12 protein-coding genes are annotated in these 19551 nt (G+C 66.1%); 2 read left to right on the top strand and 10 right to left on the bottom strand.

What is annotated here, in order from left to right; translation table 11 throughout:
- Positions 1-13 precede the first annotated feature (13 nt).
- The gene (locus tag GM672_RS03120; protein WP_155469068.1) at positions 14-1978 is read right to left on the bottom strand and encodes a family 43 glycosylhydrolase; all 1965 of its coding nucleotides are present in this window, start codon (positions 1976-1978) and stop codon (positions 14-16) included.
- A 2-nt stretch (positions 1979-1980) separates the two neighbouring features.
- Positions 1981-5175 carry a TonB-dependent receptor gene (locus GM672_RS03115; protein ID WP_155469067.1) on the bottom strand — a complete coding sequence of 1065 codons (3195 nt, stop codon included), beginning with the start codon at positions 5173-5175 and terminating at the stop codon, positions 1981-1983.
- Positions 5176-5414: 239 nt separating this feature from the next.
- Here GM672_RS03115 and GM672_RS03110 point away from each other — a divergent pair, with 239 nt between their 5' ends.
- Entirely contained in the window at positions 5415-5591 is a 177-nt protein-coding gene (locus GM672_RS03110; RefSeq protein WP_155469066.1) for a hypothetical protein, read from the top strand.
- An 8-nt stretch (positions 5592-5599) separates the two neighbouring features.
- Here GM672_RS03110 and typA read toward each other — a convergent pair whose 3' ends face one another.
- Positions 5600-7432, bottom strand: coding sequence for a translational GTPase TypA (gene typA, locus GM672_RS03105; protein ID WP_155469065.1), 1833 nt, complete (start codon positions 7430-7432; stop codon positions 5600-5602).
- Positions 7433-7498: 66 nt separating this feature from the next.
- Here typA and GM672_RS03100 point away from each other — a divergent pair, with 66 nt between their 5' ends.
- A complete protein-coding gene (locus GM672_RS03100; RefSeq protein WP_155469064.1) occupies positions 7499-10513 on the top strand; it encodes a hybrid sensor histidine kinase/response regulator in 3015 nt (1004 codons plus the stop codon).
- 6 nt (positions 10514-10519) lie between these two features.
- Here GM672_RS03100 and GM672_RS03095 read toward each other — a convergent pair whose 3' ends face one another.
- From GM672_RS03095 to GM672_RS03065, 7 genes are all read right to left on the bottom strand, one after another.
- Entirely contained in the window at positions 10520-11221 is a 702-nt protein-coding gene (locus GM672_RS03095) for a 2'-5' RNA ligase family protein (protein ID WP_170299905.1), read from the bottom strand.
- A 173-nt stretch (positions 11222-11394) separates the two neighbouring features.
- On the bottom strand, positions 11395-12324 hold the full coding sequence (truB, locus tag GM672_RS03090; protein WP_155469062.1) for a tRNA pseudouridine(55) synthase TruB: 930 nt from the start codon (positions 12322-12324) through the stop codon (positions 11395-11397).
- Positions 12321-12740 (bottom strand): 30S ribosome-binding factor RbfA, encoded by a 420-nt coding sequence (gene rbfA, locus GM672_RS03085; RefSeq protein WP_155469061.1) that lies wholly within the window; start codon positions 12738-12740, stop codon positions 12321-12323. Before rbfA ends, truB begins: the two co-directional genes overlap by 4 nt.
- Before the next feature lie 91 nt (positions 12741-12831).
- Positions 12832-15714: a translation initiation factor IF-2 gene (gene infB, locus GM672_RS03080; protein ID WP_155469060.1), complete on the bottom strand. Its 2883-nt coding sequence runs from the start codon at positions 15712-15714 to the stop codon at positions 12832-12834.
- Between the two features lie 44 nt (positions 15715-15758).
- On the bottom strand, positions 15759-17324 hold the full coding sequence (nusA, locus tag GM672_RS03075) for a transcription termination factor NusA (protein ID WP_155469059.1): 1566 nt from the start codon (positions 17322-17324) through the stop codon (positions 15759-15761).
- Positions 17321-17809 (bottom strand): ribosome maturation factor RimP, encoded by a 489-nt coding sequence (gene rimP, locus GM672_RS03070; protein WP_155469058.1) that lies wholly within the window; start codon positions 17807-17809, stop codon positions 17321-17323. Before rimP ends, nusA begins: the two co-directional genes overlap by 4 nt.
- Positions 17810-18102: 293 nt before the next feature.
- The coding region (locus tag GM672_RS03065; protein WP_155469057.1) for a pseudouridine synthase at positions 18103-19551 on the bottom strand (1449 nt) is incomplete at its 5' end.

Here is a 19551-nt window from a genome sequence, read left to right as displayed (position 1 = left end):
TTTTAAGGCAACTTCAGGGGGCGACCAGGTTGATCCGCGTCGGCGCATCGCGCTCGGCGCTCAACACGCCCTCCTTCTCCGTCAACTCGACCACCTGGATACTGCTGCGCCGTTGTTCGGGGCCGTCGCGCTTTTCGAGACCGGGCGTGCGGCCGGGGTGGGTGAAGTAGAACAGGAAGGCGCGCCCGCCGCTGACGACGACGTCCGGGTGGCCGCCGATGACGCCATCGTCAGGCCCCTGCCCCGGCGCCTGCAGCAAGGTGCCGGCTTGCCGCCGCCAATCCAGCGCATCCTGTGAGCGGTAGACGGCCAGCCCCTTCCATACATCCGTAATCATCCACCAGCTGCCGCGCCAGCGGAACACCTTCGGGCCTTCGCCGGCCTGGTCGCCGATGGCCCTGCCGCCCGGGCGCCAGTCGGCCAGGTCGGTGCTGTCGGCGTACCAGACGGATTTGCCATCCGCTTCGTTGTTGTACCACATGCGCCAGCCGCCTTCGGGCAGCGCCACCACGGCCGCGTCGATGACCTTGTCCGACGCCAGTGCCAGCGCGCGTGGGTGGCGCCAGTGCCGCAGGTCCGTGCTGGTCAGATGGACGATGCGCCGCGGGTGTTTCCAGTCGGCGAACACGCCCGGCACCACCGTCAGGAACATGTGGTGGGTACCGTCCGGTGCGCGTACGATGTCGGGCGCCCAGTGGGTCGGCGCGGTGCCGGCCAATTCCGGCGGGAGCTCGATTTCGGCCGTGCCCACGTATTGCCACGTGGCGCCGTTGTCGGCCGACTCGGCGATGCCGATGGGGCTGCCGTGCACCCATTCGACGGCCGGCACAACCGGCACGTTGGCGCGGCGACTGGTATAGAACATCCACCAGCGTTGGCGCGCTGCGTTCCAGATCACCACCGGGTCGGCCGCGCCATCGGATACCGGATCGCGGAACAGGGGCTTGGCCGCGACTTGCCCTGCGTCCGCGACCGGTACGCCGAAGTCCGGCGTGCCGTCCGCGCGCCAGGCGATGCTCTGCGCGCGCGTGTGGCGGTCGGGATTCTTCAGTGGGTCGCCGACGATGTCGCGGTAGTTGCGGGCGTGGTAGACCAGGATGTCGGTCCTGCCATCCGGCGTCGTCGTGAAGGCGTTGTGGCCGGGCCCGTACTGGCCGTTGGCGGCGCTGCTGGCGAACACGGGGCGCGCCGACTTGGTCCACGCCTTTGCATCGAGCAGGTCCGCCCCCACGGGGGCGGTCAGCATCCCCAGGGCGTAATTGGCGTCGGTGGCGCTGGCGGAATACGTGAGGAACACGCGGCCATTCTTCACCAGCACGGCCGGCGCCTCGTTGACGTCGTGCTTCACGCGCTCCCACGGATACTCGGGCTCGGAGAGCAAGGTGGCCGGTCCGGCGATCGACAGCGGCGTATCCATGCTGGCGATGTAGATGGCGGTGACCTGTTTCACCCGAGCCGGCGGGCGCTGCGTCCACACCAGGTAGCGCCGGCCGTCCAGCGCGAAGGTGGTGGCATCGAGCGAGAAGCTTTCCCACCCGGTGTTCAACTGGCCCCGTTCGATCCACTCGCCTTCGAACGGGTCGTCGGCGCCGTTCTCCAGCACGTACAGGCGGATATCCCAGATGGCATCGGCCCGGCTGGCCGTAAAGTACAGGTACCACTTGCCTTCGATGCGGTGCAGCTCCGGTGCCCAGATGTGGTGGCTCATGGGGCCGGCCGCGTGCCTCTTCCACACCACCTTCACCTGCCCCTGCGCCAGGCCGCCGAGCGTGCGGGCGCGGCGCAGCTCGATGCGGTCGTATTCCGGCACGGTGGCTGTGAAGTAGTAGTGCCCGTCGGTGTGCAGGGTGACGTGGGGATCGGCGCGCTGGCGCACCAGCGGGTTGTCGAAGGCCGGCGCGCCTTGCGCCGCCATGCAGAATGCGAAAAACGCCACCGGCACGAAGCCGGCGGCGCTGGAAAACGAAGGCAGGTGCATGCTCAGAATTTCAGGGAAACGCTCGCGTAATAACGGCGCCCGGAGAACGCCAGCTCGTTGACGCGGAACAGGTCGCCGGCATCGGTGATCTCTTCCTGGTCCGTCAGGTTCTTGCCCTCGATCGAGAAGGTGATGTTGTCGCTGTAGCGGTACTGCAGCTTGGCGTCCAGGTAGCCCGTCTTCTCCTGGAAGTTCGGGTTGCCCGACACGTCGTTGCCGCCCGTGTAGAAGCGGTCGCGCGAGTTGTAGGCGACGCGGGCATTGATCGGGCCGCGGTCGTACCACAGCGCCACGTTGTAGCTGTTCTTCGACAGGCCCGGGTAAGGCAGCACCGTGCCATCCAGGACGTTCAGGCGCTCGGTGCCGGCCGCGTATTTGTACGTCATGCGCGTGTAGTTGACGTCGCCGCCGAAGCCGCCCAGCCAGCCCGGCAGGAAGGTGAAGGCCGTGCGCGCCGTGATCTCGATGCCCTTCGTCGTCGCACCCTTGCCGTTGATCGGCTGCGTGACGTCCCAGCGGCTGCCGTCCTTGAATACGTCGACGCCCTTGACCAGCTGCTTCTCCAGGATGTAGCTGGAAATTTCCTTCTTGAAGAAGGCCGCGCTGACCTGCGTATCCGGGCCCGGGTAGTATTCCAGCGACAGGTCCGTGTTCGTCGCGCGGAACGGCTTCAGGTCCGGATTGCCGGCCGTGCAGTCGTCGGTACCGTCGCCGCCGAATTCGGACCGGCCGCTGTACAAGGTGCAGGACGCGTTGGGCGCCAGCAGGTCGATGCGGGGGCGCGACATCACCTTGCCCCAGCCGACCCGCGCCAGGAACACGTCGGGCACGAGCCACATCATCGCGTTCGCGCTGGGCAGCACGTCGTGGTACGAACTGGCCACGCTGGAAATGCCGTTCTCGATAATATAGTCGGTGAAGCCGGAGACGCCCGTGCCGGTGGCCACGCGGACCTTGTTCTGGTACGAGCCCGTCGCGACGGCGCGGGTATGGGTGTAACGCGCACCCACGTTGCCGTTGATCGTGTAGCCGAACAGCTCCGTGTCGAAGTCCAGCCGGCCATAGCCCGAGCGCACGCGCTCCTCGGCACCGTAGACGGGAATCTGCGCGTAGACGTTGCCGTCGTTGGCGCGGGCACTCTGCACCAGGTCGTGGTTGAAATGCGACGTGTCGAAGAACGGCGCGGCCTTGTTGAAGTCGGGCGCGACCCAGCTCGAAGGCAGGTTGCTGACGTTGTCGAATCCCTTGAAGAAGGAACCGGGCGAGCGGGTGCGGATCGTGTCGATCAGCTGCGCCATCTGCCCCGCCGTCAAGTAGGCGGTCGAGCTGTAGGGGTTGAGCAGCGACTGCGAATCCGGCGCCCTTGGCGTGCCGCTCCAGTTCGGGTCGTAGATCAGGGTCTGGTTGATGTTCGCACTCGGGACGATCACGTCGTCGCTGACGTCCGACAGGCTGTTGCCCGTGTAGCGCAGGAAGCCGCCGCCCTTGTACTGGCGCCCCGTCGACTTGCGCGCCTGCGCGCCGAACCAGACCTTCGTGAAGAACGGCGTATCGAGGCGGTACTTCAGGTCCAGCTTGGCCTGGTCTTCCCTGTTCTCCACTTCCTCGGGACGGTACTGCAGCTGCACCTGCGTGTACGAGCTGCTGTTTTCCGGCGAATACCCGGCCGGGAAGGCGAAGTGCGGCAAGCCCTGGTTGTCCAGCGAGACCTTCAGTCCCGGCGCGTCCATCGTCATCGTCACGTTGTTGCTCTGGCTGACGTAGTCGGACTTCGACTTGCCGATCAGGCCTTCTGCTTCCAGCCGGTCGCGCTTGAAGTTGAAGCCCGTCGAATAGTATTTCGAGCGTACGTTCAGCGTGAAGTCGCGGGCCGACGTATAGAACGCGCCTTGGCCGCCCTGCCCCGCCGTGTACAGGCAGTCACCGACGGTGTACTCGGTGACGTAGTGGTCGCGCACCGTCATGCCGCTTGGGGTGCCCGTGGTGGTGGCGGGAATGCAGGTGCCGGCCGTGGTCTGCCGGCCCGTGCCGTCGTACACGGGCGCCTTGCCGGCGCCGGACAGGCGGTTGACGTTCTCGAAGTTGGTGCCGAAATTGCGGTCGTTCAGGCGCTGGTCCTGCTTGTTGTCCTGGTAGCTGGCAAAGGCCGTGAAGTCCTTGGCGAACTGGTACTGCGCCGTCAGCTCGGCCGACGAGCGCTTGTGGTCGCGCGTCCAGATGCCGTAGCGGGGAATGCCGGGCGAGTAGTCGTTCCACTGGTTCAGGCAGGCCGTCTTGTCGGCCGCCGCGACACCGTCGCAACCGGCCTTGGCGCCGATTGCCGCCAGCGCGGGGTCGCGGCTGACGACCGTCTTCTCGGGCGACATGTCCCAGTCGCGCAGGAAGCGCCAGGAGGTGTTGCGGGCGTAGTCGTTCTGGGTCAGCACCTTGTCGTAGACCAGGTTGGCCATCAGGCCCAGGCGGTTGCCGAAGTAGCGGTCCGCCAGCAGCAGGCTGGCGCGGGGATCGACGCCGCCGCGGCTGGTCGAATGTTCGGCCGAGATCGTCGTGGCGATGGTGCGCTTGGTGAAGTCGAGCGGCTTGCGCGTCTTGATGCTGACGGTGCCGCCGACGCCCCCTTCGGTCATGTCGGCCGTGGTGCCCTTGTAGACGTCGATCGACGCGATCAGCTCCGAGGCCAGCTCGCGCAGCTCGGCGCCTCGTCCTGCCCCGCCGCCCGTACTCAGTACCGACATGCCGTTGATCTCGACGCGGTTCAGGTCAGGCTCGACGCCGCGGATCGCCACCTGCGAGCCTTCGCCGAAAGAGCGCGACAGCTGCACGCCCGTGATGCGCGACAGGGCTTCGCCCACGTTCTTGTCGGGGAACTGGTTGATGTCCTCGGCCACCAGCGAGTCCGACACGGTGGCATTGCGGATCTTGCGGTCGATCGCCGACGCCACCGACTTGCGCGTGCCGACCACCATGACGACATTGCCCTGGTCGCCGGCGGAGGCGACGGCCTGGCGGCCCTGCGGTGCAGCGCTGCCTTGCTGGGCCCCGGCCGCGCCGCTGGCGCCGCTGCTGGTCTGCGCCACCGGTGCCGTGCCGGCCTGCGCCGGTGCCGTGTCGGCCTGTGCCGGTGCAGCCGTTGTGCTGTCCTGCGCATGCGCGGCCTGCGCGGCCAGCAGTGCCGCCGCCAGTGCCATGGCGGTCATGCGGCATGCCTGTCCGGCGCGTCGTTTGTTCAGTTGCTCGCTCACTGTGATCTCCTCCGAATGTCGGCCATTTGGCTGGCCTGTGGTCGGTACCCGGAGGCCGCCGCGACCCGTGGCGGCGGCTTGCCGGGTCCTGCTGTTCGTTCAGCTTTTTTTATTCTATGGGAGGGCTATGCATAAAAAGTCACGCGAAAGGAAAGAATCAGAATGATGATTAGGGGTCGGTTTCGATCACGAACATGAGCGAAATGCTGCGCTGCGTGCGCGGCGCGAGATTTTTTTTCCAGGAAGGGATGCGCAAGGCACCCGCATGCTCGCGCCGCTGCGCGCAGCGTGGCACCAGCGTGCCGATGTGCGGCGCAATAAAAAACCGCCGGCTCCGTGAGGAGGCCGGCGGCTTCGGTCAGCAATGCTGACGCGGTTATTACGCTTCGCGCGAAGCCTTCTTGCGCTCGTGCTCTTTCAGGAAGCGCTTGCGCAGGCGGATCGACTTCGGCGTGATCTCGACCAGTTCGTCGTCCTCGATGAATTCGACGGCGTATTCCAGCGACATCTGGATCGGCGGCACCAGGCGCACGGCTTCGTCGGTACCGGACGAACGCACGTTGGTCAGCTGCTTGCCCTTGATCGGATTCACGACCAGGTCGTTGTCACGCGAGTGGATACCGATGATCATGCCTTCGTAGACCGGGTCGTTGTGCGACACGAACATGCGGCCGCGATCCTGCAGCTTCCAGATCGCGTAGGCCACGGCGGCGCCGTCGTCCTGCGAGATCAGCACGCCGTTGCGGCGGCCGGCCATCTCGCCGCGCGAGTTGTCCACCGGTGCGTAGGCGTCGAACACGTGGCTCATCAGGCCGGTGCCGCGGGTCAGGGTCATGAACTCGCCCTGGAAGCCGATCAGGCCACGGGCTGGAATGCGGTACTCGAGGCGCACGCGGCCCTTGCCGTCCGATTCCATGTTCTGCAGGTCGCCACGACGGCGGCCCAGTTCTTCCATGACGCCGCCCTGGTTGGCTTCTTCCACATCGACCGACAGGTTTTCAAACGGCTCATGGCGCACGCCGTCGACCATCTTGAAGACCACGCGCGGACGCGATACGGCCAGCTCGAAGCCTTCGCGGCGCATGTTCTCGATCAGGATGGTCAGGTGCAGCTCGCCGCGGCCGGACACTTCGAAGATCGTGTCGTCGTCGGTCGGTGCCACGCGCAGCGCCACGTTGGCCTTCAGTTCCTTGTCCAGGCGGTCGCGCAGCTGGCGCGACGTGACGAACTTGCCTTCGCGGCCGGCCAGCGGCGAGTTGTTGACCATGAAGTTCATCGTCAGGGTCGGCTCGTCGACGGTCAGCATCGGCAGCGCGTCCGGGGTGTCCGGGGCGCACAAGGTCGAGCCGATGCCGATTTCCTCGATGCCGTTGACCAGCACGATGTCGCCGGCGACGGCTTCGTCGACCAGCACGCGTTCCAGGCCCTTGAAGTTCAGCACCTGGTTGATGCGGCCCTTGATCGGGGTGGCGCCAGGGCCATCGACCACGATGACATCCTGGCCGGCCTTGACGCGGCCGCGCGAGATGCGGCCGATGCCGATCTTGCCGACGTAGGACGAGTAGTCCAGCGACGTGATCTGCATCTGCAGCGGGCCGTCCGGATTGTCGTCACGTACGGGCACGTGCTGCAGGATGGCTTCGAACAGCGGCTTCATGTCGCCTTCGCGCACGTCTTCGGTCAGGCCCGAGTAACCGTTCAGGCCCGAGGCGTAAACGATCGGGAAGTCCAGCTGCTCGTCGTTGGCGCCCAGCTTGTCGAACAGTTCGAAGGTGGCGTTGATGGCCCAGTCGGCGCGTGCGCCCGGACGGTCGATCTTGTTGACGACGACGATGGGCTTCAGGCCCAGCGCCAGCGCCTTGCGGGTCACGAAGCGCGTCTGCGGCATCGGGCCTTCCTGCGCATCGATCAGCAGCAGCACGGAGTCGACCATCGACAGCACGCGCTCGACTTCACCGCCAAAGTCGGCGTGGCCCGGGGTATCAACGATATTGATGTGGGTGCCTTCGTACTCAACGGCGCAATTCTTCGACAGAATCGTGATCCCGCGTTCCTTTTCGAGGTCGTTCGAGTCCATGACGCGGGTGTCGACCTGCTGGTTTTCACGGAAGGTGCCAGACTGGCGCAGCAGCTGGTCCACGAGGGTAGTTTTGCCGTGGTCAACGTGAGCGATGATGGCGATATTGCGAATTGCGCGTTTTGTAGTAGACATGGTCGTTGTGGTTACAGAAAGACTGCGAGTGCGGATGCACTGAACCCACTAGTATAGCACGGTGCGATGACAGCCACCAGCGTACTTCTGCGGGGCGGTTTCGACCACTGCGTCGTCGAGAAATCTGGCATGCTGGTGCAAAGCGTAGAATGTACAGCCATGCCGAGCCCCGATTCTCCCGACAAGCACCCTGCAAGCGTCCTCCAGCACTACCGCCGGCGGGTGCCGCGCACGCCGGCGCCCCTTGCGCCGGTTGGCTCGCCTGATTACCGCCGGGTGTTCGATGCCGGTTCGGCGCCCTACCTGCTGCTGTCGCCCGACTTCACAATCGTGGCCGTCAACGACGCCTACCTGCGCGCTACGGCGACGACGCGCGACGTCATCGTCGGGCGCAATATCTTCGACGTCTTTCCCGACAATCCGAACGACCCGGAAGCGAACGGCGTGGCCAACCTGCGCGCCTCGCTGATGCGGGTGCGGCTGAGCGGCGAGGCCGACACGATGGCCGTCCAGAAGTACGACATCCCCATTCCCGGCATGCCGGGCGGCTTCGAGCAGCGTCACTGGAGCCCCGTCAATACGCCCGTGCTGGACGAGCGCGGGCAGCTGACCCATATCATCCACCGCGTCGAGGACGTGACGGCTGTCGTGCAGGCCCGCGCCCAATCCGTGCGGATGGAGTCCGAGCTGCTGGCCCAGTCGCAGCAGATGCGCGATACGCGGCAGTTCGCCGACCTGTTCCAGCAGGCGCCGACGTTCATGGCCATGCTGTCGGGCCCGCGGCACCAGGTCGACCTGCTGAACCAGGGCTTCCTGCGCCTGACGGGGCACCGCGACGTGGTGGGCCGCTCCGTGGCCGAGTGCTTCGCCGGCGCCTCCGGCCGCGCCTACGTCGCCCTGCTCGACGAGGTGTACCGCAGCGGCCGGCCGCTGGCCGCCAGCAGCGCCCTGTATGCCGTACAGGCCATACCCGATGGCGCTGTCGAGCAGCGCTATATCGACTTCGTGTTCCAGCCCATCCGCACGCCCGACGGCGACGTGCGCGGCATCTTCGTCGAGGGCGTGGACGTCACCGACCGCGTGCTGGCCAATGGCCGGCGCGATGCGCTGATCCGCCTGACGGACGCGCTGCGCGACCTGCGCACGTCCGAGGACATCGCCTTCACGGCCGCACGCATCCTGGGCGAGACCCTGGGCGCGAGCCGGGTCGGCTACGGCACCTTCGACCAGCGCAGCGGCGCGCTGCAGGTCGAACGGGACTGGACGGCACCGGGCGTGGCGACCTTGGCGGGCACGCTGAACCTGGCCGAATTCGGCGACTATGTCGAGGACATGCGCCTGGGCCGCATCGTCGTCGTCAACGACGTCACGCGCGACGCCCGTACCGCCGCAGGCGCCGACGTGCTGCGCGGGCACCACGCGGGCGCGTTCGTGAATATCCCCCTGACGGAACAAGGCCGCCTGATGAGCATTCTGTTCGTCAGCAGCGCCGGGCCACGCGAGTGGCTGCAGGAAGACTGCGCGCTGATGCGGGAAGTGGCGGAGCGGGCCCGCACGGCGACGGAGCGGCTCTCGAGCATGCTGGCCCTGCGCGACAGCGAGGCCAAGTTCCGCACCATCGCCGACGCCATGCCGCAGATGGTCTGGTCGACGCTGCCGGACGGCTATCACGATTACTACAACCAGCAATGGTATGAATACACCGGCATGCCGGAGGGCTCGACCGACGGCACCGAGTGGAACGGCATGTTCCACCCGGACGACCAGGCGCGTGCCTGGGAGGCGTGGCGCCGCAGCCTGGCGAGCGGCGAGACCTATGAAATCCAGTACCGCCTGCGCCACCGCTCGGGCGAATACCGCTGGGTGCTGGGCCGCGCCCTGCCGATCCGTAACGAGTCGGGCCAGATCGTGCGCTGGATGGGCACCTGCACCGACATCCACACGCAAAAGCTGGCCGAGGACGCGCTGCGCGAGGCGGCCCAGCGCAAGGACGAGTTCCTGGCCATGCTGGCGCACGAGCTGCGCAACCCGCTCGCGCCCATCAGCACGGCCGCGCAGCTCTTGAAGGTGCGGCACGGCGACGAGAAGATCCGCGTCATGGCCAGCGACATCATCGTGCGTCAGGTGCGGCACATGACGGCGCTGGTGGACGACCTGCTGGACGTGTCGCGCGTCACGCGCGGGCTGGTGGAACTGGACATGGCGACGCTGGACCTGAAGCAGGTCGTCAACGCCGCCGTCGAACAGGCCTTGCCGCTGATCGAGACGCGGCGCCATGCCCTGGAAGTGCGCACCTCGCCGAACCGCGCGCACGTGCGCGGCGACCGCACCCGCCTGGTGCAGGTGATCGCCAATGTGCTCAATAACGCAGCCAAGTACACGCCGGCCGGCGGCCGCATCGTGCTGTCGCTGGACGTGGGCGACGGTCAGGCGCGCCTGGCGGTGGCGGACAACGGCAACGGCATCGACCCGGCGCTGCTGCCCGACATCTTCGACCTGTTCATCCAGGGCGAGCGCAATCCGGACCGGGCCCAGGGCGGGCTGGGCCTTGGTCTGGCCCTGGTGCGCAGCATCACCCTGCTGCATGGCGGCACGGTCACGGCCCACAGCGACGGCAGTGGCCGGGGCAGCACGTTCACCATCACGCTGCCGCTGGCGGAAGGGCCGGCGCTGAGTGCCGACCTGCCGGGCGGCCAGGCGCCGGCGGCGGCGGCCACGCGGCAGCTGCGCGTGATGATCGTCGACGACAATCCCGATGCCGCCAGCACGCTGGCCGCACTGCTGCAAGCGCGCGGGCACAGCGTGACGGTGGCCGAGGATGCGGAAATGGCGCTGTATGAACCGACGCTGGAGTCGACCGAAGCGTTCATCCTCGACATCGGCCTGCCCGGCATGGACGGCTATACGCTGGCGCGCCACCTGCGCGGGCGACCGGCCACGTCGAAGGCGCTGATGATCGCACTGACGGGCTACGGCCAGCCGGCGGACCGCGTGCTGTCCGGCGCTGCCGGCTTCGACCACCACTTCGTCAAGCCGGTCGACACGGCCGTGCTGGCGCAGGTGCTGGACGGGCCGCGCTGACGGCTGTTACGCGGAGTCCAGGCGGTGGCGCTCGATGCGCCGCAAGGTGCCGGTGGACATATACCAGTCGTTCAGGACCAGCTCCACCGCATCGACCGTCATCGCACCGAACGCCCGGCCGCGCCACCGCCGCAGCGCTTCCGTAAACGCCACTGGCACGGCCAAGGGCTGGACGAAGCGCAGCAGGGTCGCATGGGCCGTGACGAGCTTGTAGCGCCCGTCCAGCGAACCGTCCAATCCACGCGCGCGCAGTTCATTGCGCAGGCGCTCGCGCAGACCTCCCAGCACGTCGCCCCGGGGGAAGCCCTGGGCCACGACGGCGCCGCGCGAAGCGCTGATGCCGTTGAAGTCGATGGTGAACGGCGGCGTGCCCCGCACGGCGGCGGCGACGGCGGAGCGGTACTCATCTTCGCGCGCCAGCTCGGGCTGGAAACCGGTGGTGGCGGTGAACAGCGACAGGACGGTGATGTGCATGTCCGCCACGGGATGCCGGTACTGCGCCGGCTCGATGGCGCACAAGTGGTCGAGCAGCGCATCGAAACGCGCCGCCAGCGCCGCATCGGGCCGGGCGATCAGGGTCAGGCCGCGACGCGGGTCGCCGCCGGCGGCCAGTTGCGCGTCGCAGGCCACGTCGCCACGGGCCAGCGCCGGCTCGGCCTCGCGCCACATGGTGTCGTAGCGGGCTTGCAGTTCGTCGTGACCGGCCATGCCATCTCCATCGTTTCGGAGACGATATTCTGCCATGGCGGCGCGACTGTCGTGGAGGCCGGGCGAACTCGGGTCTCACGTCGACACCCGTGCCCTCCCTGCATAACGTTTGCTGGAAAACCGGTACCGGTATCGGATCTGGTTTCTAACCCGAATTGCAGCAGGCGAGGAGGTCAACCCTGCGCGGCGGCGATCAGGCGTTCGGGTGCGAGGATGGCCCACTCGCCCAGGGTGCCCGTGCCGAGCAGGCGGCCACCTTCGTAGACGCGCACGCGGCCCTGGTAGGGGGCGGGCGTGACGATGGCGGGTTCCTTGCCCAATGGCAGGCGCTGGCCTTGCAGGAAGCGCCTGGCCAGTTCGGCCGTCAGCTCGACCTGCGGGAACGACGCCAGCAGCGCGTCGACGGGGGCCAGCAGCTCCAGTGGCGCGGGGTGGGCCAGCAGCTGTTCGGCCGTCGTCATCTGCTCGGCGCGCAGCGCGCCCACGCCGATGCGGCGCAAGGCGTTCAGGTGGGCGCCGCAGCCCAGCATGGCGCCGATGTCCTCGCCCAGCACGCGGATGTACGTGCCCTTGCTGCAGGTGACTTCCAGCTTCAGGAACGGCGCCTCGTAGGCCACCAGTTCCAGCTTGTGGATGGTGACGTTGCGCGCTTCCCGTTCCAGCACGATGCCGGCGCGGGCGTATTCGTACAGGGGCTTGCCGTCGCGCTTCAGGGCCGAGTACATCGGCGGCACCTGGGCGATGGGGCCGCGAAACTTCGCCAGCACCGCTTCGATCTGTTCGAGCGTGACGTCGACGTCCTTCGTCTCCAGCACCTGGCCCTCGGTGTCGCCCGTGTCCGTGCGCTGGCCCAGGTGGACCGTGGTGAGGTAGGTCTTGTCCGCCTCCAGCAGGTCCTGCGAGAACTTGGTCGCTTCGCCGAAGCACAGCGGCAGCAAGCCCGTGGCGAACGGGTCGAGCGTGCCCGTGTGGCCTGCCTTCTTCGCGTTCAGCACGCGCTTGGCCTTGATCAGCGCATCGTTCGACGACAAGCCGACGGGTTTGTCGAGCAGCAGCACGCCGTCGACCAGGTCGCGTACCCGCTTTGTTTTTTGCTGCGTCATTCGGCGTCTTTGTCTTTTGCCTCAAGGCTGTCGTCGACGAAGTCGGCCGCGCGGGTGGCGTTGGCCTGGTCGATCAGGGCCGACATGGCCATGCCGCGCGAGGCCGACGTGTCGTGCACGAAGTGCAGCTGCGGCAGCGTATGGATGTGCAGGCGCTTGCCCAGCTGGTTGCGCAAGTAGCCGGCGGCGGCGTGCAGGCCGGCCAGGGTGTTCTTCACCGTTTCCGGATCGTCCTTGAGCATCGTGAAGTAGACCTTCGCGTGCGCATAGTCGGGCGTCAGCTGCACTTCGGCCAGGGTGAGCATGCCCACGCGCGGGTCCTTGAGCCCGTAGGCGATCAGCTCGGACAGGTCTTTCTGGATCTGGTCGGCGACGCGCAGGCCGCGCGCCGGAATGGATTTGCTGTGTTTAGCCATGATGTCCTACCAATAAAAAATTATGGCGGGTGCGCCCACCCCGCTTGCGCGAAGGGGGCGGCACCCGCCATGGATACCGCGTTTGTCCCGATTACAGGGTACGCGCCACTTCGGTCACTTCGAACACCTCGAGGACGTCGCCCACGATGATGTCGTTGTAGTTCTTCAGCGACAGACCGCACTCCAGGCCGGCGCGCACTTCCTTCGCATCGTCCTTGAAACGCTTGAGCGAATCGATCTCGCCGGTCCAGACGACGATGTTGTTGCGCAGCAGGCGCACCGACGACGAGCGCTTGACGACGCCATCGGTGACCAGGCAACCGGCAATCGCGCCGACCTTCGAGACCAGGATGACCTGGCGGATCTCGACCTGGCCGGTGACGGTTTCACGTCGTTCCGGAGCCAGCATGCCCGACAGTGCCGCCTTGACCTCTTCGATCGCATCATAAATGATGTTGTAGTAGCGGATGTCGACACCGTTGGCTTCGGCCAGCTTGCGGGCCTGGCCGTCGGCACGGGCGTTGAAGCCGATGATGACCGCTTTCGAGGCCACCGCCAGGTTGACGTCCGATTCCGAGATGCCACCGACGGCGGCGTGCACGACCTGCACACGCACTTCCGACGTCGACAGCTTCTGCAGCGAGCTGACGAGGGCTTCCTGCGAACCCTGCACGTCCGTCTTGACGATCAGCGGCAGGTTCTTCACTTCGCCTTCGGCCATCTGGTCGAACATGTTCTCCAGCTTGGCAGCCTGCTGCTTCGCCAGTTTCACGTCGCGGAACTTGCCTTGACGGAACAGGCCGATCTCGCGGGCCTTGCGTTCGTCGGCCATGACCATGACTTCCTCGCCGGCAGCCGGCACTTCCGTCAGGCCCTGGATTTCGACCGGGATCGATGGACCGGCTTCGGTCACCGACTTGCCGTTCTCGTCCAGCATGGCGCGCACGCGGCCATACGAGGAACCGGCCAGCACGACGTCGCCGCGCTTCAGGGTACCGGACTGCACCAGGATCGTCGCGACCGGGCCGCGGCCCTTGTCCAGACGGGCTTCGACCACCAGGCCACGGGCCGGGGCTTCCACCGGCGCCTTCAGTTCCAGCACTTCGGCCTGCAGCAGCACGTTTTCCAGCAGGGCGTCGATGCCCTGGCCGGTCTTGGCCGACACCGGCACGAATGGCGATTCGCCACCGTATTCTTCCGGCACGACGCCTTCGGCGACCAGTTCCTGCGTCACGCGGTCGACGTTGCCGCCCGGCTTGTCGACCTTGTTGATGGCGACAACCAGGGGCACGCCGGCCGCTTTCGCGTGGGCGATCGCTTCCTTCGTCTGCGGCATCACGCCGTCGTCCGCCGCCACCACCAGGATGACGATGTCCGTTGCCTTGGCACCGCGGGCACGCATTGCCGTGAAGGCCTCGTGACCTGGCGTATCCAGGAAGGTGATCATGCCGCGTGGCGTATCGACGTGGTATGCGCCGATGTGCTGCGTAATGCCACCGGCTTCGCCGGATGCGACCTTGGCGCGGCGGATGTAATCCAGCAGCGACGTCTTGCCGTGGTCGACGTGACCCATCACCGTCACGACCGGCGCACGCGAGGTCGATTCGAAGTGGGCGTGTTCGCCCTGGTCGGCCAGCAGTGCTTCCGGATCGTCCTCGGCGGCGGCGAAGGCCTTGTGGCCCATTTCTTCCACGACGATCATCGCCGTTTCCTGGTCCAGCACCTGGTTGATGGTGCACATCTGGCCCAGCTTCATCAGCTGCTTGATCACTTCGGATGCCTTGACGGACATCTTGTGCGCCAGTTCGGCGACGGTGATCGTTTCGGGCACGTGCACTTCCTTGACGATGGCTTCCGTCGGTGCCTGGAAGTTGGTCTCGCGGTCGTCGTGCGAATTGCGGCCACGGCCCTTGCCGCCCGAACGCCAGCCGTCACGGCCGGTCGGCGCGGCATTGCCGCGACCCTTCAGGCCGCCACCTGGGGCGCCGCGCTTCTTGGCATCGTCCGACCAGGTCGACGACACATTGGCCGACTTGATGGATTTCTTGTCGCCCTTCTTGTCGTCCTTCTTGTCCGTCGTCGTGGTCGCGCCCGGGGCCGGCTTCTTGTCCGCCGGCTTGTGCAGCGTACCTTCGGCAACCTTCGGCTTGACCGGCGCGGGCGCCGGTTCCGGCGCCTTGATGACGCGACGCGGCTGGCTCATCATCAGCTTGATCTGGGCCACTTCGTCGGCCACGGCCTTGCGGGCGCGTTCCGTCGCTTCAGCGCGCTCGGCGGCTTCCTTGGCAGCCTGTTCAGCCTTCTTCTTGGCTTCCTCGGCTTCGACCTTGCGCTTCGTCTCGGCGGCAGCGGCCGCTTCGGCCTTCTGCGCATCGGCGGCGCCGGCTTTCTCGACCTTGTCGGCCGAAGCCTTCTCGGCCGCTGCTGCCTTGGCTGCTTCGTCGTCGGCACGGCGCTTCGCTTCCGCTTCGGCCGCGGCGGTCGCCTTGGCTTGCGCTTCCTTCTCGGCGTCCAGCTTGGCCAGGCGCTCCTGCTTTTCACGCAGGTCCGCTTCCTGGCGGGCGATCAGCTCGGCCTGCTTGCGCACTTCTTCCTCGCGGCGGGCACGTTCCGCTTCGTCGATGACGGGCGCGGCGGCAGGCGCCGGCGCGGCGGGCGACGTCGTGGTCAGGTCGTCACGCTGGACGAAGGTGCGCTTCTTGCGCACTTCGACCTGGATGGTGCGCGACTTGCCATGGGCGTCGGCCTGCTTGATCTCGGTGGTTTCCTTGCGGGTCAGCGTGATCTTCTTCTTTTCCGTTTCGCCCGCGCCGTGGGTGCGGCGCAGGTGCTCCAGCAGCTTATCCTTATCATCTTTCGACAATGGGTCTGACGCCGACTGCTTCTCGACGCCCGCAGAACGCAGCTGCGTCAGCAGCAAATCTGCAGGCATCTTCAGTTCGGTGGCAAATTGGGCTACGTTGTTACTCGCCATTCAGTCCTCTTTTCTATGTGTCGCGGTGATGATAAGAATGCTGCTCAAGCTTTGGCCGTTTCTGCCAGTGCCCACGCCTTGGCCTGAAGAGCCTTGGCACGGTCGTCGTACTTGCCGTCGACCAGCTTCATTTCATCGTCGGTCACATCTGCAAATTCAGTATTAATCAGTTCGCGCGCACGGTCCGACGACAGGGCCAGGATGGCACCGAATTCGTCATAGGCCAGGCCGGCAAATTGCTCGACGGTCTTGATGCCTGCCAGGCCCAGCTTGCCCGCGGTAATGCGGTCCATGCCGTCCAGGCCGACCAGTGCTTCGTCCATGCCTTCCAGGCCCTCTTCCGAAGCAATTGCCTCGGTGACGAGGGCATCGCGGGCACGGGTACGCAGTTCGTTCACGGTGTCTTCGTCGAAGGCATCGATTTCCAGCATTTCCGAGATCGGCACGTAGGCGATTTCTTCCAGGCTGGCGAAACCTTCTTCCACCAGGATATCGGCCACTTCCTGGTCGACGTCGAGCTTGGCCATGAACAGGGCGCGGATCGCGGCCGTTTCCTGGGCTGCCTTGTCGGCCGATTCCTCGGCCGTCATGATATTGATCTTCCAGCCGGTCAGCTCGGAAGCAAGGCGCACGTTCTGGCCGGAGCGGCCGATGGCGATGGCCAGGTTTTCCTCGTCCACCACGACATCCATCGCGTGCTTCTCTTCGTCCACCATGATCGACGACACATTGGCCGGGGCCAGCGCACCGATGACGAACTGGGCCGGATCTTCGGACCACAGCACGATATCGACACGTTCGCCACCCAGTTCGCCGGTGACGGCCTGCACGCGCGAACCGCGCATGCCGACGCAGGTACCGATCGGGTCGATGCGCTTGTCGGCCGTGTAGACGGCGATCTTGGCGCGCACGCCGGCATCGCGGGCGGCCGATTTAATTTCCAGCATGCCCTGTTCGATTTCCGGCACTTCCAGCTCGAACAGCTTCATGATGAATTCAGGTGCCGTGCGCGACAGGATCACCTGCGGGCCGCGCATATTGCGGTCCACGCGCAGGATATAGGCCCGCACGCGGTCGCCGATACGCAGGTTCTCTTTCGGGATCATCTGGTCGCGCGGCAGGCGCGCTTCGATCTTGCCCGATTCAACGATGGCGTCGCCCCGTTCCATGCGCTTGATGGTGCCGGTGACGAGGGAATCGCCACGCTCCAGGAAGTCGGCCAGGATCTGCTCGCGCTCGGCATCGCGCACGCGCTGCAGGACGACCTGTTTGGTGTCCTGCGCGAAGCGGCGGCCGAATTCGACGGACTCGATCGGTTCTTCGATGTACTCGTCCACTTCGATGTCGGGAATCTGTTCCTTGGCTTCGAACAGCAGCACTTCCTGGTCGGGCAGCTGCAGGCCGGCTTCGTCGGGCACCACGTGCCAGCGGCGGAAGGATTCGAATTCGCCGGAATCGCGGTCGATCGAAACGCGGATGTCCACTTCGCCTTCATAGCGCTTCTTCGTGGCTTGCGCCAATGCGAACTCGAGCGCGCCGAATACCACGTCCTTGTCGACGTTCTTCTCGCGCGCCAGCGCATCCACCAATAACAAAACTTCGCGACTCATGCTTTGCGGCTCCTAAAATCCACCTGTGGCACCAAGCGTGCCTTATCCATATCCGCGAGCGTGAAATTCAGCACCGCAGGACCATCTTTACTCTCGAATTCAATACCCAGTTGCTCACCATCGGGCTGCTGCAGAATGCCCTGGTAGGACTTGCGGTTCGACGTGCCGGGCAGCGCCATGCGCAGCTTGACGATGGCCTCGTGGCCGGCGAACCGAACGAAATCGCTCATTTTGCTCAGTGGCCGGTCCAGGCCGGGCGACGAAATCTCGAGCCGTTCGTAAGGAACGTTCTCGACCGTCAACACGTGCGACAGCTGATGACTCACCGTGGCACAGTCTTCCACCGTGATCGGGCCTTTTTCATCTACATCCGCAGGGGGAAAGTCAATATACACGCGCAGCATTCCGCGCTCGGCCCGTTCAAAATCAACCAGCTCGTAGCCCAGACCCGCAACGGTCTTCTCAATCAGTTCCGGCAGTTGCAAAAGAAAATCTCCAGATCGGGGTTCACGCAGGGGCGCGAACCTTCTTCAAAACAGCTCACTTTTCGGTGAGCAAAAAAAAAATGGGCAACTGCCCATCTTCTTGTTCCTACAGCCAGATGAAAGCACTCTTCTCAGCAATAAACTCCTGCGAAGAACTTTTACTAGGCTGCTCATTATAACGGCTTATTGGTTTCGCTGCAATGCCGCATAGCGAAGCGGAACGTACTTACAACAGCGACAAGCTTGCCACCTTCACCTTGGAAGATGACATTCCCGCCCGCTGTTGCCGTCATTTAACCCTTGCGACGGCGTGGCATGCCGTGATCCGTGGCGCCGCCACGTGGCTGGCCACCGCCCCGGCGTACCTGGGAACCGAAACCGAACGTCGTCTGCAGGGGATCGGGCTGGCGCGGACCGCGGCTTTTCGCCGGTGCACCCGGACGACCGCTGCCCTGGTCGCCCGAGGCAGCGCGGCCGAAGCCCCCCTGGCCCTGGCCACGCGGACCGCCGCTGCCCGGACGGCCGGAACCGGCGCCGAAGTAGCCGCCCTGGCCTTGGCCGCCACGGGGGCCGCGCGGTGCCTGGGGGAACGGATCGGCATTCTTGTTGCTGACGTCCATGCGGTTGCCGTTCGGCTCGTCCTCGCGCTCGCGGCGGGGCGCGCGCTGGTTGCCACGCTCGCCACCACGTTCGCCGCCGCGCTCATTGCCACGCTCGGCGCCGCGGGCGTTGCCGCCCTTGCCGGCCGGTGCGGGCGCGTCGGCCCTCTTCTCGACGCCGACCATGGCAAGCAGGTCGCGCACGGTGTTTTCTTCCATCTCTTCCCAGCGACCGCGCTTCAGGTTGCTCGGCAGGGTCAGGGCGCCGTAACGGGTACGGATCAGGCGCGACACGGTCAGGCCGATGGCTTCGAACATGCGGCGCACTTCGCGGTTACGGCCTTCGCCGATGACGACGCGGTACCACTTGTTGACGCCTTCACCGCCGCCGTCGGCGATCTTGGAGAACTGCGCCACGCCGTCTTCCAGCTCGACGCCGGCCAGCAGCTTCTGGCGCATGCCCTCTTCCAGCACGCCCAGCGTACGCACGGCGTACTCACGGTCGATGTTGTAGCGGGGGTGCATCAGGCGGTTGGCCAGGTCACCGGAGGTGGTAAACAGCAGCAGGCCTTCGGTATTGAAGTCGAGGCGGCCGACGGCCACCCACTTGCCCACTTTCATCGTCGGCAGGCGGTCGAACACGGATGGACGGCCGTCCGGATCGTCGTGCGACACGATTTCGCCGGCCGGCTTGTGGTACACCAGCACGCGTGGCGGCTTCTTGCTGACCTTGCGCTGGATCTGCTTGCCGTTGATGCGGACCGTGTCCGTCGGCAGGATGCGCTGGCCGATATGGGCCGGCTCGCCATTGACGGACACGCGGCCGGCGACGATCAGGTCTTCCATGTCGCGGCGCGAACCCAGGCCCGCTTCGGCCAGCACCTTGTGCAGCTTCGGTGCGTCGTCGTCGGACGTCAGGTCGCGGCGCACGGCCTTCGGCTGGCCCTTGCCGCGAGCGCCTTCGTCGCGGTCGAATGCGTCGGAGGTGACGAAGGAGAACACGGCATCGGCTTCCGTCGGCTTGCCGCCGGCCATGCCGGGGGCGCGGCTGTTCGGACCGCGGCGCTGGCCCTGGGCCTGCTGGCCGGGTTGGCCTGGCTGGCCCGGCTTGGCGCCCTTGCCCTTGCGCTTGGCGCCGTTGCG

The sequence above is a fragment of the Pseudoduganella buxea genome (assembly GCF_009720835.1).
In the GTDB taxonomy this organism is placed as follows: Bacteria; Pseudomonadota; Gammaproteobacteria; order Burkholderiales; family Burkholderiaceae_D; genus Rugamonas; species Rugamonas buxea.
This window is presented reverse-complemented; position numbering and strand designations above follow the sequence as displayed.